The following is a 16,453-nucleotide window of genomic DNA, read 5'->3' as shown; positions in this document are numbered from 1 at the left end:
CTAGATGAATGAGTCCGATGTTTTCAGTGGTCGTAGGCGATCAGTGAGCGTTTGACTGCGGCGCCGGTGGTCCAGTTGTGCCAGATGCCGGCGGCCAGGGCGAGGAGTCGTTGTCCGGTGCGGGCGAAGACACCGGCCGGGGTTCTGCCGCCGTGGTGTTCGAGGCTGAGCTGGCCTTTGAGGGTGTCGATGACGGCCTCGATCCACTGTCGGACCCGGGCGATCTTCCCGTGCCGGACCGGTTCGTCCTTGCGGTCCGGCCGCACGAGGTGGGCGCCGAGGCGCTCGCTGACGAAGGTCTCGAACTCCTTCCCGGCAAAGCCCTTGTCGGCGAGGATCACCTGCCCTTGGCGGACGAGGTGGTGGTCGTGTTCGAGCAGGGCGGCCATCACCTCCCGCTCGCCGATCTTCGGGTTGGCCAGACACCAGGTGACGGGCATGCCCTCGGCGGTGGTGACCAGGTAGAGCCGGAAGCCCCAGAAGAAGCGGGAGTGGCTGCGGCAGTAGCCGTATCCGCAGTGCCCGGCCAGTTCGGAGCGTTTGACGGTCTCGCGGGAGGCCGCGCAGGGCAGCGGGGTGGAGTCGATCAGCCGCAGGTCGTCGTTCCAGGTCGGCACCTGCCGGGCCAGTGCCTCGATCACCTGGCTGATCAGCGGACCTGCGGCGTTGAGGCGCTTGTTGTAGGCGGACTGCTGGGGCAGGTAGCGGAACAGGTGTCCCAGCCGGGCATGCGCGAAGCGGATCCAGTGCCGGGCCGAGGGGAAGCCGAGCAGGACCTGGGCGACGGCCAGGCACAGCAGTTCGGCGTCCGTGAGTTTCGGGGGTCGCCCGATCCGGCGACAAGGCGCCACATGGTCGTCGATGAACACGTACAGTGCCGCCAGAAGGGCGTCCAGGTTTGTTTTCACACACTGACCAACGGGCGCCCTTCGTCATGGTCGCGACCAGCACGAACATCGGACTCATTCATCTAGGGCCCGCGGTCCGACGCGACCGGGGACGCACCCCGGCCGAGGGCGGACGGCGCGAAGCCGTAGACGCGAAGCCTGGAAGCGAAGCCGTAGACGCGAAGCCCGCAGAAGCGAACCTCGGGGCACGAAAGCCGCCGGTGCGAGGGGCTCGCCGCCGGGGCGCGGAACCCGTCGGCGCGAGACGCCCCCGATACACCGCTGCCCCGGTGCGGTGGGTACCGTACCGGGGCAGAAGCGGAAAAGGAGGCGTCAGCCGACGACTTCCTGCAGCGCGTCTCCGAGCGCCTTGGCCTCGTCCGGGGTCAGCTCGACGACGAGCCGGCCGCCGCCTTCGAGCGGAACGCGCATGACGATGCCCCGCCCCTCCTTGGTCACCTCGAGCGGGCCGTCACCCGTCCGCGGCTTCATGGCCGCCATGCTCGTTCCCCTTCCTGAAACCAGCTCATCGCAAGCATCGAACACGATTGCTTCCCGGTCATTATCCCGCATCAGAGGACCCGATGACCAACATCAGGTGGCATCGCTTCCGCAACGCGCTTTCACAAAGCCACACATTTCACCGATCCACCTGCGATACTTCGCCGCCACGACTCGGCCGCCGAGCAGTGATTCTTTGACGCAGCTCACATGTGCGGGCGGGGTGATCTCCGCCATGCTGTGCAGGTCAGCGACGCAAAGACGCGAAGGGATCCCTTGATGGCCGACACGGTGCTGTACGACGTGAGCGACGGGCTCGCCACCATCACGATCAACCGGCCCGAGGCCATGAACGCGATGAACGTGGCCGCCAAGGTCGCGCTGCGCGACGCGGCGGAGGCGGCGGCCGCCGACCCGGCCGTACGGGCGGTGCTGCTCACGGCGGCGGGCGACCGCGCGTTCTGCGTGGGCCAGGACCTGAAGGAGCACGTGGGGCTGCTGATGCAGGACAAGGAGTCCGGCACCAGCAACACGATGAACACCGTCCGTGACCACTACAACCCGATCGTGCGGGCCATCGCCGGGATGGCGAAGCCCGTCGTCGCGGCCGTGAACGGCGTCGCCGCCGGCGCCGGCTTCGGTTTCGCGCTCGCCGCGGACTACCGGGTGGTGGCGGAGCACGCCTCCTTCAACACGGCCTTCGCGGGTGTGGCGCTCACCGCCGACTCGGGCATGTCGTGGACGCTGCCGCGCCTGATCGGCCCGAGCCGGGCCGCCGACCTGCTGCTCTTCCCCCGCTCCATCGGCGCGCAGGAGGCGTACGAGCTCGGCATCGTGAACAGGATCGTGCCGGGCGAGTCGCTCGCCGAGGAGGCCCTGAAGCTGGCCCGCACCCTGGCCGAGGGCCCGACCGTCGCCTATGCGGCCCTCAAGGAGTCCCTGGCGTTCGGCGCGGACCACTCGCTGGCGGAGGCGCTGGAGAAGGAGGACGAGCTCCAGTCGAAGGCGGGGTCCTCGGAGGACCACACGATCGCCGTCCAGGCCTTCATCGCGAAGGAGAAGCCGAAGTACCTGGGCCGCTGACCGTACGGGCACGGCACACGGGCACGGGCGCGCGCGGGCGTGGGCGCGGGGCGGTGCGGGGCCACAACGAGCCCCGGCCGGCCCGCAGGCATCCGTACGCACCCCACGCGGGCGCGGGTCCGCGGCCCGTCACGCTCGTGGGCCGGTCCCCGCTCGTGGGCCCGGCCAGCCCGGCCGGCCGCGCCCGGGGGTGTCCCGGGAGAGACCTAACGGCCCGCGTCGCGGGCCACGCAGCCCTCGATGTGGTCGTCGACCAGGCCGCAGGCCTGCATCAGGGCGTAGGCGGTGGTCGGGCCGATGAAGCGCAGGCCGCGCTTCTTGAGGGCCTTGGACAGGGCCGTGGACTCGTCCGTGACGGCCGGGACGTCCTTGATCGTGGCCGGGGTCGGGCGGTTCGCCGGGTCCGGTGCGTACGACCAGATCAGCCGGTCCAGCTCGCCGGGGGCCCACTCCACCAGCACCTTCGCGTTCGCGAGGGTGGCATCGATCTTGGCCCGGTTGCGGATGATGCCCTCGTCGGCGAGGAGCCGGTCGCGGTCGGCCTCGGTGAACCGGGCCACCTCGGCGATCCGGAAGCCGGCGAACGCCTTGCGGAAGCCCTCCCGGCGGCGCAGGATCGTGATCCACGACAGGCCGGACTGAAAGGCCTCCAGGCACAGCCGCTCGAACAGGGCGTCGTCGCCGTGGACCGGGCGGCCCCACTCCTCGTCGTGGTACGCCACGTAGTCCTCGGTCGACAGGCCCCACGGGCAGCGCAGCAGGCCGTCCGGCCCCGTGATCGCCGTGCCGTCGCTCACGAGCCGTCCCCCTCGCGCTCGCCCTCGCCCTCCGGCCCGGCACCGCCGGACCGCGCGGAGGCCAGCGCGGCCTCCAGGCCGGCGATGCGGGCGTCCCGCTCGGCGAGCTCGGCGCCGAGGCGGCCGAGGACGTCGTCGACGTCCGCCATCCGGTAGCCCCGCGCGGCGACCGGCAGGCGCAGCGCCTCGACGTCGGCCTGGTCGGCCGGGCGGGCGGCGGGCAGCGGATCCACCAGCTGCTGGGGCGCCGCCTCGGGAAGCACCTCGCTGTCGCCGCCGCCGACCACCGCCAACGTGACCGCCGCGACGACCACGACCATCGTGATCAGCAGAAACCAGAACACCTGCGCGCCTTTCCCCGTCCGTGGAAACGTCCCGTGGCGATCGTGCCATGTGCCACCGACAGTTAGGGTCGCAGACGACGCAGGCGCGCTGCCGCGAGGGAGGACACAACGGATGCTCCGCTTGGGACGACGAGAATTCGGGCCCCACGAGCCGGTGATCATGGCGATCGTGAACAGGACGCCGGACTCCTTCTACGACCAGGGGGCGACCTTCCGGGACGAGCCGGCCCTGGCCCGGGTCGAGCAGGCCGTGGCCGAGGGCGCGGCGATCATCGACATCGGCGGGGTCAAGGCGGGCCCCGGCGAGGAGGTCACGGCCGAGGAGGAGGCGCGGCGCACGGTCGGCTTCGTGGCCGAGGTGCGGCGGCGCCACCCGGAGGTGGTGATCAGCGTGGACACCTGGCGCGCGGACGTCGGCGAGGCGGTCTGCGAGGCGGGCGCGGACGTGCTGAACGACGCGTGGGGCGGGGTCGACCCCGGCCTCGCGGAGGTCGCGGCGAAGTACGGCGCGGGGCTCGTGTGCACGCACGCGGGCGGCGTGGAGCCGCGGACCCGGCCGCACCGGGTCGCGTACGAGGACGTGATGGCCGACATCCTGCGGGTCACCGTCGGGCTCGCGGAGCGCGCGGCGGCGCTCGGGGTGCGGCGGGACGGGATCATGATCGACCCGGGCCACGACTTCGGGAAGAACACCCGGCACAGTCTGGAGGCGACCCGGCGGCTGGGCGAGATGACGGAGACGGGCTGGCCGGTGCTCGTGTCGCTGTCCAACAAGGACTTCGTGGGCGAGACGCTGGACCGCCCGGTCAAGGAGCGGCTGCTCGGGACCCTCGCGACGACCGCCGTCTCCGCCTGGCTCGGGGCCCGGGTCTACCGGGTTCACGAGGTCGCCGAGACCAGGCAGGTCCTGGACATGGTCGCCTCGATCGCCGGCCACCGCGCACCCGCCGTGGCCCGCCGCGGCCTGGCGTGACCGGGAGCGGCGGACGGGCGGGGACGCGGCGGCGGTCCCGCGCGATCCGGCGCGCGTCCGCCGGGGCCGGCGGGACCGGGCAGGCGAGACCACTGTCGTGACCGCCAACCCGGTCCGGCCCGATCCCGGCAGCAGCCGGGATCGGGGGCGCCAAGCCGGGACGGGGGGCCGCCGGGTGGCGCCCCCGTCGGAGGCGCTCGCCAGGGGCCGGCCAGGGGGCCTCCTAGCGCCCGACCTCCTTCGAGACCAAGGCCACCGCCTCCTCCACGTCGTCCGTGACGTGGAAGAGCAGCAGGTCCTGTTCGGAGGCCTTGCCGCCCGCGACGACCGAGTCGCGCAGCCAGTCGACCAGGCCCTTCCAGTACTCCGTGCCGAAGAGGACGATCGGGAAGCGGGTGACCTTGCGGGTCTGCACCAGGGTGAGGGCCTCGAAGAGCTCGTCGAGGGTGCCGAGGCCGCCGGGCAGGACGACGAAGCCCTGCGCGTACTTCACGAACATCGTCTTGCGGACGAAGAAGTAGCGGAAGTTGACGCCGATGTCGACGTGCGGGTTGAGGCCCTGCTCGAAGGGCAGCTCGATGCCCAGGCCGACCGAGACGCCCCTGGCCTCGCGGGCGCCCTTGTTGGCCGCCTCCATGGCGCCGGGGCCGCCGCCCGTGATCACCGCGAAGCCCGCCTCGACCAGCGCGCGGCCGAGACGGACGCCCGCCTCGTACTCGGGCGAGTCGGGCTTGGTGCGGGCCGAGCCGAAGACGCTGATCGCGCTCGGCAGTTCGGCCAGCGCGCCGAAGCCCTCGACGAACTCGGACTGGATGCGCATGACCCGCCACGGGTCGGTGTGCACCCACTCCGAGTCGCCCTCGGTGTCGAGCAGGCGCTGGTCGGTGGTGCCGGGCTGGACCTGGTCACGGCGCCTGACCACCGGTCCCAGCCGCTGCTCCTCCAGCTGCTTCGGCTCCTCGGGTACGCCCATGGCCGGCTCCTCTCGCCGTTCCACTGATCGCCGGTGGCGATCTTCCGGTCCGGTCAGGGTAGGTCCACTCCGGTGAAGAAAAGCGAAATTACGGGAATCATTCCGACAGCCAGTCGCGGAGGCGTTCCTCGCAGTGGTGGATCCGCTCGACGTGCACGTGCTCGTCGCGCTTGTGCGCGTAGAGGGGGTCGCCCGGGCCGTAGTTGACGGCGGGGACGCCGAGCGCGCTGAAGCGGGCGACGTCGGTCCAGCCGAACTTCGGCTGGGCGCTGCCGCCGACCGCCTTCATGAACGCCGCGGCGGCCGGGTGGGAGAGGCCGGGCAGCGCGCCGCCGCTCTCGTCGTCGATCACGAACTCGGCGACGCCGCAGTCCGCGAACACCTCGCGGACGTGGGCCACGGCCTGCTCCGGGGAGCGGTCGGGGGCGTAGCGGTAGTTGACGGTGACCACGCACTCGTCGGGGATGACGTTGGTGGCGACGCCGCCCTCGATGCCGACCGCGTTGAGGCCCTCGTGGTACTCCAGCCCGTCGATGACCGGCTTGCGCGGCTCGTACGCGGCGAGCCGGGCGAGGATCGGGGCGGCGGCGTGGATGGCGTTGGAGCCCATCCAGGAGCGCGCGGAGTGGGCCCGCTCGCCCGTCGTGCGCAGCTTGACCCGCAGCGTGCCCTGGCAGCCGCCCTCGACCTGGCCGTAGGAGGGCTCGAGGAGGACGGCGAAGTCGCCGGTGAGCCAGTCCGGGTGTGCCTCGGCGATCTTGCCGAGCCCGTTGAGGTGGGCGGCGACCTCCTCGTTGTCGTAGAAGACGAAGGTGAGGTCGCGGTTGGGCGCGGGCACGGTGGCGGCGATCCGCAGCTGGACGGCGACGCCCGACTTCATGTCGGAGGTGCCGCAGCCCCACAGCACGCCGTCCTCGTCGAGCCGGGACGGCACGTTGTCCGCGATCGGGACGGTGTCGATGTGACCGGCGAGGACGACCCGCTCGGCGCGGCCGAGGTTCGTGCGGGCGACGACGTTGTTGCCGTGGCGGTCGACGGTGAGGTGCGGCAGGGCGCGCAGGGCCCGCTCGATCGCGTCGGCGAGCGGCTTCTCGGTTCCGCTCACGGAGGGGATGTCGACGAGCGCGGCGGTGAGCGCGGCACCGTCGAGCGTGAGGTCCAGTGAGGTCTCGGAAGGAGCGGTGTCAGCCATGTGTCGACCCTAACTCGCCCTCCAGTACGGTGGAGCGCGTGTCCGAGCCCAGCCGCCTTCCCCGTCCCGCCCGCCGCGGTCGTCCCGCCCGGCTCGTGGCGGCGTTCGCCGTGCTCCTCGGCCTGGTCGCGTACGTGACGGTGCACTACGTGACCGGCAGCAAGGGCGCGCCGCGATGCAGCATCGGTACCGGGACGAACCGGTACGAGTTCACTCCCGAGCAGGCGTCCAACGCGGCGACGATCGCGGCCGTGGGCACCTCGCGCGGGCTGCCGGAGCGGGCGGTGACGATCGCGCTCGCGACGGCGCTCCAGGAGTCGGCGCTGCGGAACATCGAGCACGGCGACCGGGACTCGCTCGGCCTGTTCCAGCAGCGGCCGTCGATGGGCTGGGGCACGCCGGAGCAGATCCTCGACCCGGTCTACTCGTCGGGGAAGTTCTACGAGGGCCTGGAGAAGGTTCCGGGCTACTCGCGGCTGCCGCTGACGGTGGCGGCGCAGAAGGTGCAGCGCAGCGGTTTCCCGCAGGCGTACGCGAAGCACGAGCCGGACGCCACGCTGCTGTCGGCGGCGCTGACCGGGCGGGCCCCGGCGGCGCTGACGTGCACGGCGGACGTGGCGGAGGGCCGGCCGGGCGACCCGGCGCGGGTGCGCGACGAGCTGGTCCGCGCGTTCGGCGAGGAGACGGCGCCGAAGCCCGTCACGGGCGGCGCCGCCGCGGCCGGCGCGAACACGGCCGCGGCGACGGCCGTGGAGCTCGCGGTGCCGATACGGGACTCCCGCGCCTCGCGCGAGCAGCGCGGCTGGGAGCTGGCGCAGTGGGCGGTGGCCCGGGCGGGCGACCTGCGCATCGCGGAGGTCGCGTACGGGGACCGCGTCTGGACCGCGGACGACTCCTCGGGCGACTGGGAACCGTCCCGCTCGAAGACGCCGCCCACGGACGGCACGACGGTCCTGATCAGGCTGGCGCGCTAGCGCGGAGCATCCCGCGGCCCTGACTGACGGCGGTCCGAGCCGCGACCGGGCGGGCGTACGGGCCGGCCGGCGTACGGGCGGGTGGACAGTCGTCGCTGCGCGATCGATCGGGCGGGTGCGCAGTCGTGCCCACGCGGCCGTTCGGGCGGGTGCGCAGTCGTGTCCGCGCGATCGTGCGGGCGGGTGGACAGTCGTCGCCGCGCGATCGTGCGGGCGGGTGCGCAGTCGTGCCCACGCGGCCGTTCGGGCGGGTGGGCAGTCGTGCGGGTGGCCACTCGGACGTGTCATACGCCCGGCGCGCCGCGAATCCCTCCGGGCAGCTTTCCTGCGGACTGACATGTCACCGCAAGTCCCTTGCGGCACAAGGGAAGTGACGGTTCCGCAGACCGGGCCGCACCGGCGGTTTCGTCCGCTTTCCTCCCCACCCGACAATACGACGCATTACCCAGTCTTTACCTTCGGCGTCCGCAACCTCCCCCGCCCCGGGGCCGGTTGTCACCGCGTAATCGACCTCGTCGTCCATTTCGTCGAAGGAGCATCATGTCCCTCCCCCTGACCCGCCGGATCGCCCGTGCCGCCCTGATCGTCGCGGCCGGAGCAGCCCCCGTGGTCGGTGCGGCCGGCTCCGCGAGCGCCCTGGACCACGGCCTCGCGCCCACCGATGCCCTCTCGGGTCTGAGCGTCGTCGACGCCGCGGACGCCCACGGCACCGTCGACTCCGCCTCCGAGACGGCGACCGGCGTGGTGGGCAAGGCCGCCCCGGCCGGCGAGACCGTCGGCCAGACCGCGGGCGCGGCCACCGAGACCGCCCAGGCCCCGACCGCCGACGCGCTGGGCGGAGCCGTGCCGAACACCGGCGCCCTGCCGGCCGCCGGCCTGCTCGGCGGCCTCCCGATCGGCGGCTGACCACCGCCGCACGCACGAGGGCCCGGGGAGCAGCGACCGCTCCCCGGGCCCTCGGCCGTCCTTGGGTACGGGTCGGCCGTGACCCGTGCGGGCGGCGTCAGCCCAGGCGCTTCACGGCCGCCTCGACGCGTTCGTCCGTCGCCGTGAAGGCGACGCGGACGAAGCGCTCGCCCGCCTCGCCGTAGAAGTCGCCGGGCGCCACCAGGACGCCCTTCTCCGCCAGGTACGCCACCGTGTCCCAGCACGGCTCGTCCCGCGTCGCCCACAGGTAGAGGCTGGCCTCGCTGTGCTCGATGCGGAAGCCGTGCGCCTCCAGCGCGCCGCGCAGGGCGGCCCTGCGGGCCGCGTATCGCGCCCGCTGCTCGGCCACGTGCGTGTCGTCGCCGAGGGCCGCGACCGTGGCCGCCTGGACCGGGGCGGCCGTCATCATGCCGCCGTGCTTGCGGATCTGCAGCAGCTCGCCGAGGACGGTCGCGTCGCCCGCGACGAACGCCGCCCGGTAGCCCGCCAGGTTGGAGCGCTTCGACAGCGAGTGGACGGCGACGATGCCCTCGTACGAGCGTCCGCAGACGTCCGGGTGCAGCACGGAGACCGGGTCGGCCTCCCAGCCCAGCTCCAGGTAGCACTCGTCGGAGAAGACGAGCACGCCGTGCTCGCGCGCCCAGGCCACGATCCGGGTCAGCTCGTCCTTGCCGAGGACCCGGCCGGTCGGGTTGGACGGGGAGTTGAGCCACAGCAGCTTCAGGCCGGCCGGGTCGAGCTCCGTCGGGTCGTCGTAGACGACCGGCGTGGCGCCGCACAGCCGCGCGCCGACCTCGTAGGTCGGGTAGGCGAGCCGCGGGTACGCCACCTTGTCCCCGGCGCCGAGGCCGAGCTGCGTCGGCAGCCACGCCACCAGCTCCTTGGAGCCGACCACGGGAAGCACGTTCTCGTGGTCGAACCCGGTGGCGCCGAGCCGGCGCTCGCACCAGGCCGTGAGCGCGTCCCGCAGTTCCTTCGTGCCCCACACCGTGGGATAGCCCGGCGAGTCCGCCGCCGCGACCAGGGCGTCCTGGATCAGCGCGGGAACGGGGTCGACGGGCGTGCCCACGGACAGGTCCACGATCCCGTCCGGGTGGGCGGCGGCGGTCGCCTTGAAGGGCTCCAGCTTGTCCCAGGGGAAGACGGGCAGACGCGAAGAGACGGCGCTCACGGATTGGCTCCTCGTTGGTACGGAATACGCATCGGTCCCGTACGGCACGGGGCCGTACGGGACCGAGAGCGGATGATCAGCCGTTCTGCGGCGGCAGGGCGGCGATGAAGGGGTGGTCACGCTCGATCAGGCCGAGCTTGGAGGCGCCACCGGGCGAACCGAGCTCGTCGAAGAACTCGACGTTCGCCTTGTAGTAGTCCTTCCACTCCTCCGGGGTGTCGTCCTCGTAGAAGATCGCCTCGACCGGGCAGACCGGCTCACAGGCCCCGCAGTCGACGCATTCGTCCGGGTGGATGTACAAGGACCGCTGGCCCTCGTAGATGCAGTCGACGGGGCACTCCTCGATGCACGCCTTGTCCTTGACGTCGACACAAGGCTGCGCGATGACGTAGGTCACGCTGTCGTTCCTCCTCAGTAGGGCTGGTCTGCGCGGGAGCGCGGTGTCGTCGATGCCCGCCCCTAGTATCTCCGTTCTTGGGGACGATCCGAACAGGAGGGGCGCAGAAGCTGTGGAATTCACCGGCGGAGGACGGCTCGAGGTCCGCATTACCGTGGCTGACGTGGGAAAACGCGTCTCTGTTCGGTACGTGACGGAGGCGGGGGACCCGGGTGGGACGTTCACCGACGCGGTCGGGGTTCTCACATCATGGGACGCGGGTGTGCTGCTGATCACACGCAGGACCGGAGAGGCCGTCCGCATCGCGGAACCGGCGCTCGTCGCGGGCAAGGTCGTGCCCGCCGCTCCGGCCCGCCGCCGCGGCCCTTCCGCGACCTTCCCCGAGCTCGCCAGGGCCGCGGCCCGCGCCTGGCAGCCGCTGGAGAGCGAGGCGCTCGGCGAGTGGACGCTGCGGGCGGCAGGTGGATTCACCCGGCGTGCCAACTCCGTCCTGCCCCTCGGCGACCCGGGCCTCCCCCTGGACGCCGCCCTCGCGCGCGTACGGGAGTGGTACGCGGCCCGGGACCTGCCCGCGTACGTCCAGACGGCGACGGGCGCGGAGGGCACCCAGGAGCTGCTGTCCGCGGAGCTGGAGGAACGCGGCTGGGTCCGTGAGGTCACGGCCGCGCTGCGGATCGCCGCCCTGGCGCCGCTCGGTGACGCGGACGCCGATGTCGCGCGGGTCCGGCTCGCCCGGTCCGTCGACGAGAGCTGGCTGCGCCGCTACCAGCGCTTCGGCGAACCCGGCCCGCACGTGCGCGCCGTCCTGGAGAACGGACCGAGTGTGTGGTTCGCGTCGATACCGGGCACGGAAGGCGTACCGGCGGCGATCGGACGCTGTGTGGTGGACGGCCGCTGGGCCGGCTTCCTGGCCGTCGAGGTCGCTCCGGAGCACCGCCGCCGCGGCATGGCGACGGCCGTCATGACGGCACTCGCCCGCCGGGCGCTCGACGAGGGCGCGTCGGCGGCCTGGCTCCAGGTGGAGTCGGACAACGACGGCGCCCGGGCGCTGTACGACGGGATGGGCTTCACCGTGCACCACCACTACCACCACTACCGCTGGACGGACGCGTGACCGCCGGAGGCGGGGCGGAGGGGGCGGACGGAGCGGGTGAGGCGGCCGGCTCGGACGGCGGGGGCGGGGCGGACGGCTCGGGTGAGGCGGCCGGCTCGGGCGAAGTGGCCGGCTCGGGCAAAGTGGCCGGCTTGGGCGAGGTGGCCGGCTTGGGCGAGGCGGGTGGCGCGGGCGCGACGGCCGATGCGGGTGAGGTGCGTGACGCGGGTGAGGCGGGTGGTATGACCGACTGGCGGCGGGAGTTCGCGGAGGAGGCCAGGTCCGAACGGCCGGACCTGGCCCGGCTGTGCCTCCTGGTCTGCGCCGTGGCCGACCCGGCCGTGACCCAGGCCGACCTCGACGCCGCCGAGATCGAACTCGACCGGCTCGCCGGGCTCGTGCCGTACGGCACGCACGGTGCCGACGCGTGGGTCGCGGCCCTCGCCGAGCTCCTCGGGCGGCGGGCGGGCTTCCAGGGGGTGCCGGCGGACTACCAGCGACTGGAGTCCTCGCTGCTGCACGAGGTGCTGCGCCGCCGCCGCGGCCTGCCCATCCTCCTGTCCGTGGTCTGGATGGAGGTCGCCCGCCGGGCGGGCGCGCCGGTGTACGGCCTGGGGCTGCCGGGGCACTTCGTGATCGGCTTCGGGGACCCGGCGGAGCTGCGGCTGGCGGACCCGTTCGCCGGGGGCCGGGCGATGACGGGCACGGACGCGGAACTGCTGGTCGCCGGCGCGACGGGCGAGGCGCTGGACCCGTCGATGCTGCGTCCGGCCACGCCGGCGGCGATCGTGCTGCGCATCCTCAACAACATCCGCGCCTGGGCCTCGACCCGCCCCGAACGCTCGGACGTCGCGCTCTGGGCCGTGGAACTCTCCCTCCTCCTCCCCTCGCACCCGGCCCGCCTCCGCTACGAACGAGCGGAGCTGCTGGTACGGCGCGGGGACTTCCTCACGGGGGCGGCGGAGATGGAGGCGTACGCGACGATCATGGACGCGGTGGAACCGACGGCGGCGGAAGAGATCCGCCGCCACGCGAGGGCGGCCCGGGCCCGCCTGAACTAGGGCCGGCGCCGGTAGCGCCGGGGCGGGCGTGCGGCCCGGGGAGGGACGGGGCCGGCGTGCGGCCCCGGGAGAGACGGGGCGGGGCGGCCGGATTCGAACCGGCGTCCTCGCGGTTTTGGAGACCGCGCGCGACGACCTCTGCGCTACGACCCCGCCCTCGGTGGGCAGCTTAGGAGGCGGGCGGCGAGGCGGGCGAGCCGGTTTCGCCGTTCCGGGCACCGTGCGGCCGAAGCGGAGTCACGGCGGGCGGACGCGGGGGCGCGGGCGGGGCTACTGCCCCCGCGGCCCCCGAACGCCCCCTCAGCACCAGCGCGTGTGGCGGCAGACGCGCCAGCCGTCGCCCGAGCCGCCCGAGCCTCCCGAATCGCCCGAGCCGTGCGGGATTCCGTTCGGGTACAGCCTCGTGCGGTTGCGGTCGCGGGGGTACGGGTCCAGGTAGTCCGGGTCGCCGTCGTCGTCGCCGTCCGGCAGGTACGCGTCCCTGCCGCGGTCCGGATCCGGGCAGCCGTGGTCGGGCGACGAGAGCGCGAGGGTCACGGTGTACACCTCGTCGGTGAGCGGGGCGCCGCTCACCGGGTCCTGCCGGCACACCTGCCAGTCGTCGTACTCGCCCTCACGGGGGAGCGTGTCGTTGAGGTACGCGGCCTCCGCGTGCACCTTCCGTTCGGGTACGCCCGCGGCCGTCACCTTCGGGACGGCGGCGCGCCAGGTCAGTCCCACGACATCGGGCATCTTCCGCCACGGCACCGCCGCGCCCTCGGCCTCCGGGCACGGTTCCTCGCGGCGTACGACGCCGAAGTCCACGATCGGCTCCTCGGGCGATCCGCCCGTCACCTGGAAGCAGACCTTCCACAGCGAACGCGCCGTCACCTCCCGCTTCCGGTCCGAGGCGTCGTGGTAGAGGACCGTGAAGCCCTTCCTCCGCGACTTCGGGAAGGCCACGTCCAGCGAGTCGCCCGTGAAGTCGGGCACCGCGGGCATCGTCGTCCCGGGCGTCGCCCGCGAGGCGGTCGGAAGGCGGCCCGGGGGTGCGGAGGACGGCTTCGCGTCCTCCGCGTTCGCCGCCGCGCCGGCCGGGGTGCCGGCCGGCCGGTCGGGCACCACCGCGCCCAGGAGGGCCGTCGCCACGACCGAGGCGACGATCTTGCCCGCCCTGAGCCAGGGGTTGCGCCACCACAGCAGGAACAGGGCGACGACCAGCGCGACCCCGCCGAGCCGGCCGTTCACCAGGCCCAGCAGCGGGACGGCGGCGACGGCTCCCGCGCGTGCCGCGCCCGTCCGCCACCAGGGGCCGGGTGCGGAGGAAGGGGGAGGCGAGGAGTGCGAGGACGCGTGGCTCCGGGGGCCGGACATGGTGGCGCGGCTCCTCCCCATCCCTGGATACGACGGCTGACGCCCGCATCGTACGCAGGGGCGGAAGCCGCTCTTCCGGCCGGTGTGCCGATGTGCCGCGTCCGGCGGAGCCCGTGACGGCTCCTCGACGGTTCGACCGGGTTCGGGGTCAGGACTCCGGGCGGCTTCCGGCCGCGTCGTCCGGGTCGAACGACGCGGCCGCCGTCAGGCCTTCGACGAAGGCCCGGAAGTCCGGAGCCAGTGGGAGCTCCGTGCCGGTGTCCACGTCGAACCACGTCACGGACGGCTCCCCGCGCTTCCCGCACGACCGGTAGTCCAGGGCGATCCAGCAGTGGCCGTCGCCGGAGATCAGGACGAGAGGCGAGGGAAGACCCCATTCCGCGACGAGGTACGGCGACTCCAGCAGGGACAGCCTGCTTTCGTGGTCGCCGATGCCCATCATGTCGTCGAGCGGTACGTGGTCCTCGCTCCAGGACGTCGGCGTGCTCGTCGGAAACGCGTTCCACGACTCCGCCACCGGGCCGCCGTTCCGGACCCGCAGCATGTCGAGCAACGAGGCCGGCAGGCGGACGCCGAGGCCGCGCTCGGCGTGCCGAACGGCCGCGTCGGTCAGCGGCCGGACCCCGTACGGGCCCTCGCCCCAGAACGTCGCCCGCACCTCTTCGAACCGAGCCACCACCGCCTCCTCTCCGCGGGCTCCCCTCGACCGTGAACCGACCCCGCCGGCCGATGGCGCCGGGGTGCCTCACGGCCCGGTGGCCCCGCCCGTATCCGCGGGTGGGGCCACCGGGCCGTCAGCCCTCGCCCGTCAGGTCGATCGTCTTCGTGCGCTCGGCCTTCGTCTTGCCGCGCAGGGCGTCGCGCATCACGAAGGCCACGTCGTCGGCGTTCACCTGGTGCTTGGTGCCGTCCGCCTTGGTGATCATGATGCCGTCAAAGACGCCGTCGAGCAGGTCGTTGATGGCCTTCTTGTCGTAGACCTCGACCAGGCGGCCGTCGATCGCCTTCATGGAGAGGATCTTCGGCAGCGAGCGCGCCGGGCCGAAGTCGATCTGCTTGGCGCCCGCCTTGATCGTGATCTTGTCGGACATGGCGGGCTGCGCGAACTCCTCCATGGCCCGGTCCAGCTCGTCCTTGGTGATGGTCGGCTGCCGGGTCACGACGGGCAGCTCGACCGTGTTCGGCTTGCCCGTCTCGACCTGGGTGCGGTACGCGTCCCTGACCGCGATCATCGAGCGCTGGACGTCCAGGCCCTTGCCCGGCTTGCCCTCGACCGCCGTGACCTTGTTCGGCGCGAAGAGGATGGTGCCCTCGGTGACCGAGCCGGACGTGCCGGCCAGGTCGGTCAGGGCCACGCCCAGCTTCTCCTCGTCGACCGGGAACACCGGCTGCGCCACGCGCTCCCCGCCGAACAGCGACGCGATCACGGAGACCGGGTTGTAGTCGCTGCCCGCCGCCGCGCGCACGGTCGCCTGGGCGTCCAGGGCGAGACCCGCCTTGTCCGGGGCGAGCTCCGCCTTCCTGCCGCCGATGTCCAGCTGCAGCGGCGAGCCCGCGCGCTTGCCGAGGGCCGACTCCAGCTTGCTGACGGCCTCCTCCTTCGTCCCGCCGCCGATGTCGACGCCGAGCACCGTGGTGCCCTTCGGCACGTCGGAGTGGTTGAGGAGCAGCCCGGCGCCGTACGCGACGCCCACGAGGCCGAGCACGCCGACGCCGGCCAGGACCAGCTTGGAGCGGCCCTTCTTCGCGGCGGCCGGGCGGGCGACCGGAGCGGGCTTCGGCGCGGCGGAGGAGGCGGACGAGGACGGCGAAGCCGTTCCGGGGCGGTCTCCGCGCTCCGGGATGCGCGGCGTCAGGTCCGGTCCGGACGCCGGTCCGGACGGCGCCCCGGGCTGCGGGGCGACCGGCATGCCGCTGGTGAGCGTGGAGCCCGAGATGTGTCCCCGGTCGCCGGCGCCGCCGCTGCCCGCGGGACCGCCGGACGGGCCGCCGGACGGCGCGGACGGCTGGGGCGTGAGGACTGCCGTGTCGTCGGACAGGCGCGGCACCGCCGGAGCCGTCGGCGCGCCACCGCGCGGCCGGCCGGGGCCGGTGACCGGGCTGCTGCCGGTGACGGGACCGGTGGTCGGACCCGCCGGGCGTCCCGCGGCGTCGACCAGCGGCGTGCCGCCGGCCGGGGTGTGGCCGGGGCCGCTGTCGTAGAGCGGGTTGCCGGGCACGGGCCCGGCGTAGCGCGGCGTACCGCCGGCGGGCGTGTGGCCCGGGCCGCCGTCGTACACCGGGCTGCCACCGGGCGGGGTGTGCCCGGCGCCCATACCGTCGTACGACGCGTTGCCGCCCTCGTACGACGCGTTGCCGCCGTCGTACATCGGGCTGCCGCCAGGCGGCGTGTGCTGCCCGGCACCCGGACCGTCGTAGCGCGGGCTGCCGCCCGCAGGCGTGTGGGCCGGGCCGCCGCCGGTGAGCGGAGTGACGATGGGCATGCTCTGGGTCGTGCTGCCCACCGACGGAACGCCGTCCGGCGCGGAGCCCGCGAAGCCCGGGGTCGGAGCGCCCGGGGCGGTCGGGGCCGCCGGGGCGCCCGGGGCCTCGAGGGCCGGGGGCGCGGCAGGCGCCGGGGCGGGCTTCTGCGGGGCGGCGGGCTTGCGCGGGGCGAACCAGTCGCTGGTCTTCTCCTCCACCGGGGCCGGCTCGACCGGAGCCGCCGGCTCCGGCTCGGGTGCCGGG

17 protein-coding genes and 1 tRNA gene are annotated in these 16,453 nt (G+C 73.6%); 6 read left to right on the top strand and 12 right to left on the bottom strand.

All coding sequences use genetic code 11. The features are described 5' to 3' along the window. Nucleotides 1-23: 23 nt before the first annotated feature. Both ESG85_RS18125 and ESG85_RS18120 read right to left on the bottom strand, forming a co-directional pair. On the bottom strand, nt 24-908 hold the full coding sequence (locus ESG85_RS18125) for an IS982 family transposase (RefSeq protein ID WP_128980389.1): 885 nt from the start codon (nt 906-908) through the stop codon (nt 24-26). A 312-nt stretch (nt 909-1,220) separates the two neighbouring features. Beyond that, nucleotides 1,221-1,388 (bottom strand): DUF3117 domain-containing protein, encoded by a 168-nt coding sequence (locus tag ESG85_RS18120; protein WP_181019060.1) that lies wholly within the window; start codon nt 1,386-1,388, stop codon nt 1,221-1,223. A gap of 279 nt (nt 1,389-1,667) precedes the next feature. On the opposite strand from ESG85_RS18120, the gene chcB reads away from it, so the two are divergent. After that, on the top strand, nt 1,668-2,471 hold the full coding sequence (gene chcB / locus ESG85_RS18115; protein ID WP_128980491.1) for a 2-cyclohexenylcarbonyl CoA isomerase: 804 nt from the start codon (nt 1,668-1,670) through the stop codon (nt 2,469-2,471). Nucleotides 2,472-2,677: 206 nt separating this feature from the next. Here the strand turns inward: chcB and ESG85_RS18110 are convergent, their stop codons facing one another. Together ESG85_RS18110 and ESG85_RS18105 are read right to left on the bottom strand one after the other, a co-directional pair. After that, nucleotides 2,678-3,268, bottom strand: coding sequence for a DNA-3-methyladenine glycosylase I (locus ESG85_RS18110; protein ID WP_128980489.1), 591 nt, complete (start codon nt 3,266-3,268; stop codon nt 2,678-2,680). Next, complete coding sequence (locus tag ESG85_RS18105; protein WP_128980487.1) at nt 3,265-3,612, bottom strand: hypothetical protein; 348 nt, start codon at nt 3,610-3,612, stop codon at nt 3,265-3,267. The genes ESG85_RS18110 and ESG85_RS18105 overlap by 4 nt, the downstream gene beginning before the upstream one ends. 112 nt (nt 3,613-3,724) lie before the next feature. Here ESG85_RS18105 and folP point away from each other — a divergent pair, with 112 nt between their 5' ends. Next, nucleotides 3,725-4,585: a dihydropteroate synthase gene (folP, locus tag ESG85_RS18100; protein ID WP_128980485.1), complete on the top strand. Its 861-nt coding sequence runs from the start codon at nt 3,725-3,727 to the stop codon at nt 4,583-4,585. A gap of 223 nt (nt 4,586-4,808) precedes the next feature. On the opposite strand, the gene ESG85_RS18095 is transcribed toward folP, so the two are convergent. Together ESG85_RS18095 and dapE are read right to left on the bottom strand one after the other, a co-directional pair. After that, a complete protein-coding gene (locus ESG85_RS18095; protein WP_128980483.1) occupies nt 4,809-5,558 on the bottom strand; it encodes an LOG family protein in 750 nt (249 codons plus the stop codon). A gap of 97 nt (nt 5,559-5,655) precedes the next feature. Continuing rightward, the gene (gene dapE / locus ESG85_RS18090; RefSeq protein WP_128980481.1) at nt 5,656-6,750 is read right to left on the bottom strand and encodes a succinyl-diaminopimelate desuccinylase; all 1,095 of its coding nucleotides are present in this window, start codon (nt 6,748-6,750) and stop codon (nt 5,656-5,658) included. Nucleotides 6,751-6,788: 38 nt separating this feature from the next. Here dapE and ESG85_RS18085 point away from each other — a divergent pair, with 38 nt between their 5' ends. Both ESG85_RS18085 and ESG85_RS18080 read left to right on the top strand, forming a co-directional pair. Then, complete coding sequence (locus ESG85_RS18085; RefSeq protein WP_246095118.1) at nt 6,789-7,724, top strand: VldE C-terminal domain-containing protein; 936 nt, start codon at nt 6,789-6,791, stop codon at nt 7,722-7,724. 540 nt (nt 7,725-8,264) lie between these two features. After that, nucleotides 8,265-8,630 (top strand): ATP-binding protein, encoded by a 366-nt coding sequence (locus tag ESG85_RS18080; protein WP_128980477.1) that lies wholly within the window; start codon nt 8,265-8,267, stop codon nt 8,628-8,630. Between the two features lie 97 nt (nt 8,631-8,727). Here the strand turns inward: ESG85_RS18080 and ESG85_RS18075 are convergent, their stop codons facing one another. Further along, nucleotides 8,728-9,822 carry a bifunctional succinyldiaminopimelate transaminase/glutamate-prephenate aminotransferase gene (locus ESG85_RS18075; RefSeq protein ID WP_128980475.1) on the bottom strand — a complete coding sequence of 365 codons (1,095 nt, stop codon included), beginning with the start codon at nt 9,820-9,822 and terminating at the stop codon, nt 8,728-8,730. Between the two features lie 76 nt (nt 9,823-9,898). Then, on the bottom strand, nt 9,899-10,219 hold the full coding sequence (gene fdxA / locus ESG85_RS18070; protein WP_010474859.1) for a ferredoxin: 321 nt from the start codon (nt 10,217-10,219) through the stop codon (nt 9,899-9,901). Nucleotides 10,220-10,331: 112 nt separating this feature from the next. On the opposite strand from fdxA, the gene ESG85_RS18065 reads away from it, so the two are divergent. Together ESG85_RS18065 and ESG85_RS18060 are read left to right on the top strand one after the other, a co-directional pair. Further along, a complete protein-coding gene (locus ESG85_RS18065; protein WP_128980473.1) occupies nt 10,332-11,333 on the top strand; it encodes a GNAT family N-acetyltransferase in 1,002 nt (333 codons plus the stop codon). A gap of 221 nt (nt 11,334-11,554) precedes the next feature. Beyond that, nucleotides 11,555-12,373 carry a transglutaminase family protein gene (locus ESG85_RS18060; RefSeq protein ID WP_128980471.1) on the top strand — a complete coding sequence of 273 codons (819 nt, stop codon included), beginning with the start codon at nt 11,555-11,557 and terminating at the stop codon, nt 12,371-12,373. 77 nt (nt 12,374-12,450) lie between these two features. Here ESG85_RS18060 and ESG85_RS18055 read toward each other — a convergent pair. The 4 genes from ESG85_RS18055 to ESG85_RS18040 form a co-directional block, all read right to left on the bottom strand. Further along, nucleotides 12,451-12,528 (bottom strand) — tRNA-Trp (locus tag ESG85_RS18055). Between the two features lie 145 nt (nt 12,529-12,673). Continuing rightward, entirely contained in the window at nt 12,674-13,726 is a 1,053-nt protein-coding gene (locus ESG85_RS18050; RefSeq protein ID WP_128980469.1) for a PASTA domain-containing protein, read from the bottom strand. Between the two features lie 148 nt (nt 13,727-13,874). Beyond that, a complete protein-coding gene (locus ESG85_RS18045) occupies nt 13,875-14,402 on the bottom strand; it encodes an SMI1/KNR4 family protein (RefSeq protein WP_128980467.1) in 528 nt (175 codons plus the stop codon). A 118-nt stretch (nt 14,403-14,520) separates the two neighbouring features. After that, the coding region (locus ESG85_RS18040; protein ID WP_425471249.1) for a hypothetical protein at nt 14,521-16,453 on the bottom strand (1,933 nt) is incomplete at its 5' end.

Origin of the sequence: Streptomyces roseicoloratus (genome assembly GCF_004117935.1) — a bacterium.
In the GTDB taxonomy this organism is placed as follows: Bacteria; Actinomycetota; Actinomycetes; order Streptomycetales; family Streptomycetaceae; genus Streptomyces; species Streptomyces roseicoloratus.
This window is presented reverse-complemented; position numbering and strand designations above follow the sequence as displayed.

Bases quoted from the DNA above. Each gene is read 5' to 3' on its own strand.
- ESG85_RS18120 (WP_181019060.1), bottom strand. From the start codon at position 1,388: ATGGCGGCCATGAAGCCGCGGACGGGTGACGGCCCGCTCGAGGTGACC.
- ESG85_RS18050 (WP_128980469.1), bottom strand. From the start codon at position 13,726: ATGTCCGGCCCCCGGAGCCACGCGTCCTCGCACTCCTCGCCTCCCCCT.
- dapE (WP_128980481.1), bottom strand. From the start codon at position 6,750: ATGGCTGACACCGCTCCTTCCGAGACCTCACTGGACCTCACGCTCGAC.
- folP (WP_128980485.1), top strand. From the start codon at position 3,725: ATGCTCCGCTTGGGACGACGAGAATTCGGGCCCCACGAGCCGGTGATC.
- ESG85_RS18080 (WP_128980477.1), top strand. From the start codon at position 8,265: ATGTCCCTCCCCCTGACCCGCCGGATCGCCCGTGCCGCCCTGATCGTC.
- ESG85_RS18095 (WP_128980483.1), bottom strand. From the start codon at position 5,558: ATGGGCGTACCCGAGGAGCCGAAGCAGCTGGAGGAGCAGCGGCTGGGA.
- ESG85_RS18060 (WP_128980471.1), top strand. From the start codon at position 11,555: ATGACCGACTGGCGGCGGGAGTTCGCGGAGGAGGCCAGGTCCGAACGG.
- chcB (WP_128980491.1), top strand. From the start codon at position 1,668: ATGGCCGACACGGTGCTGTACGACGTGAGCGACGGGCTCGCCACCATC.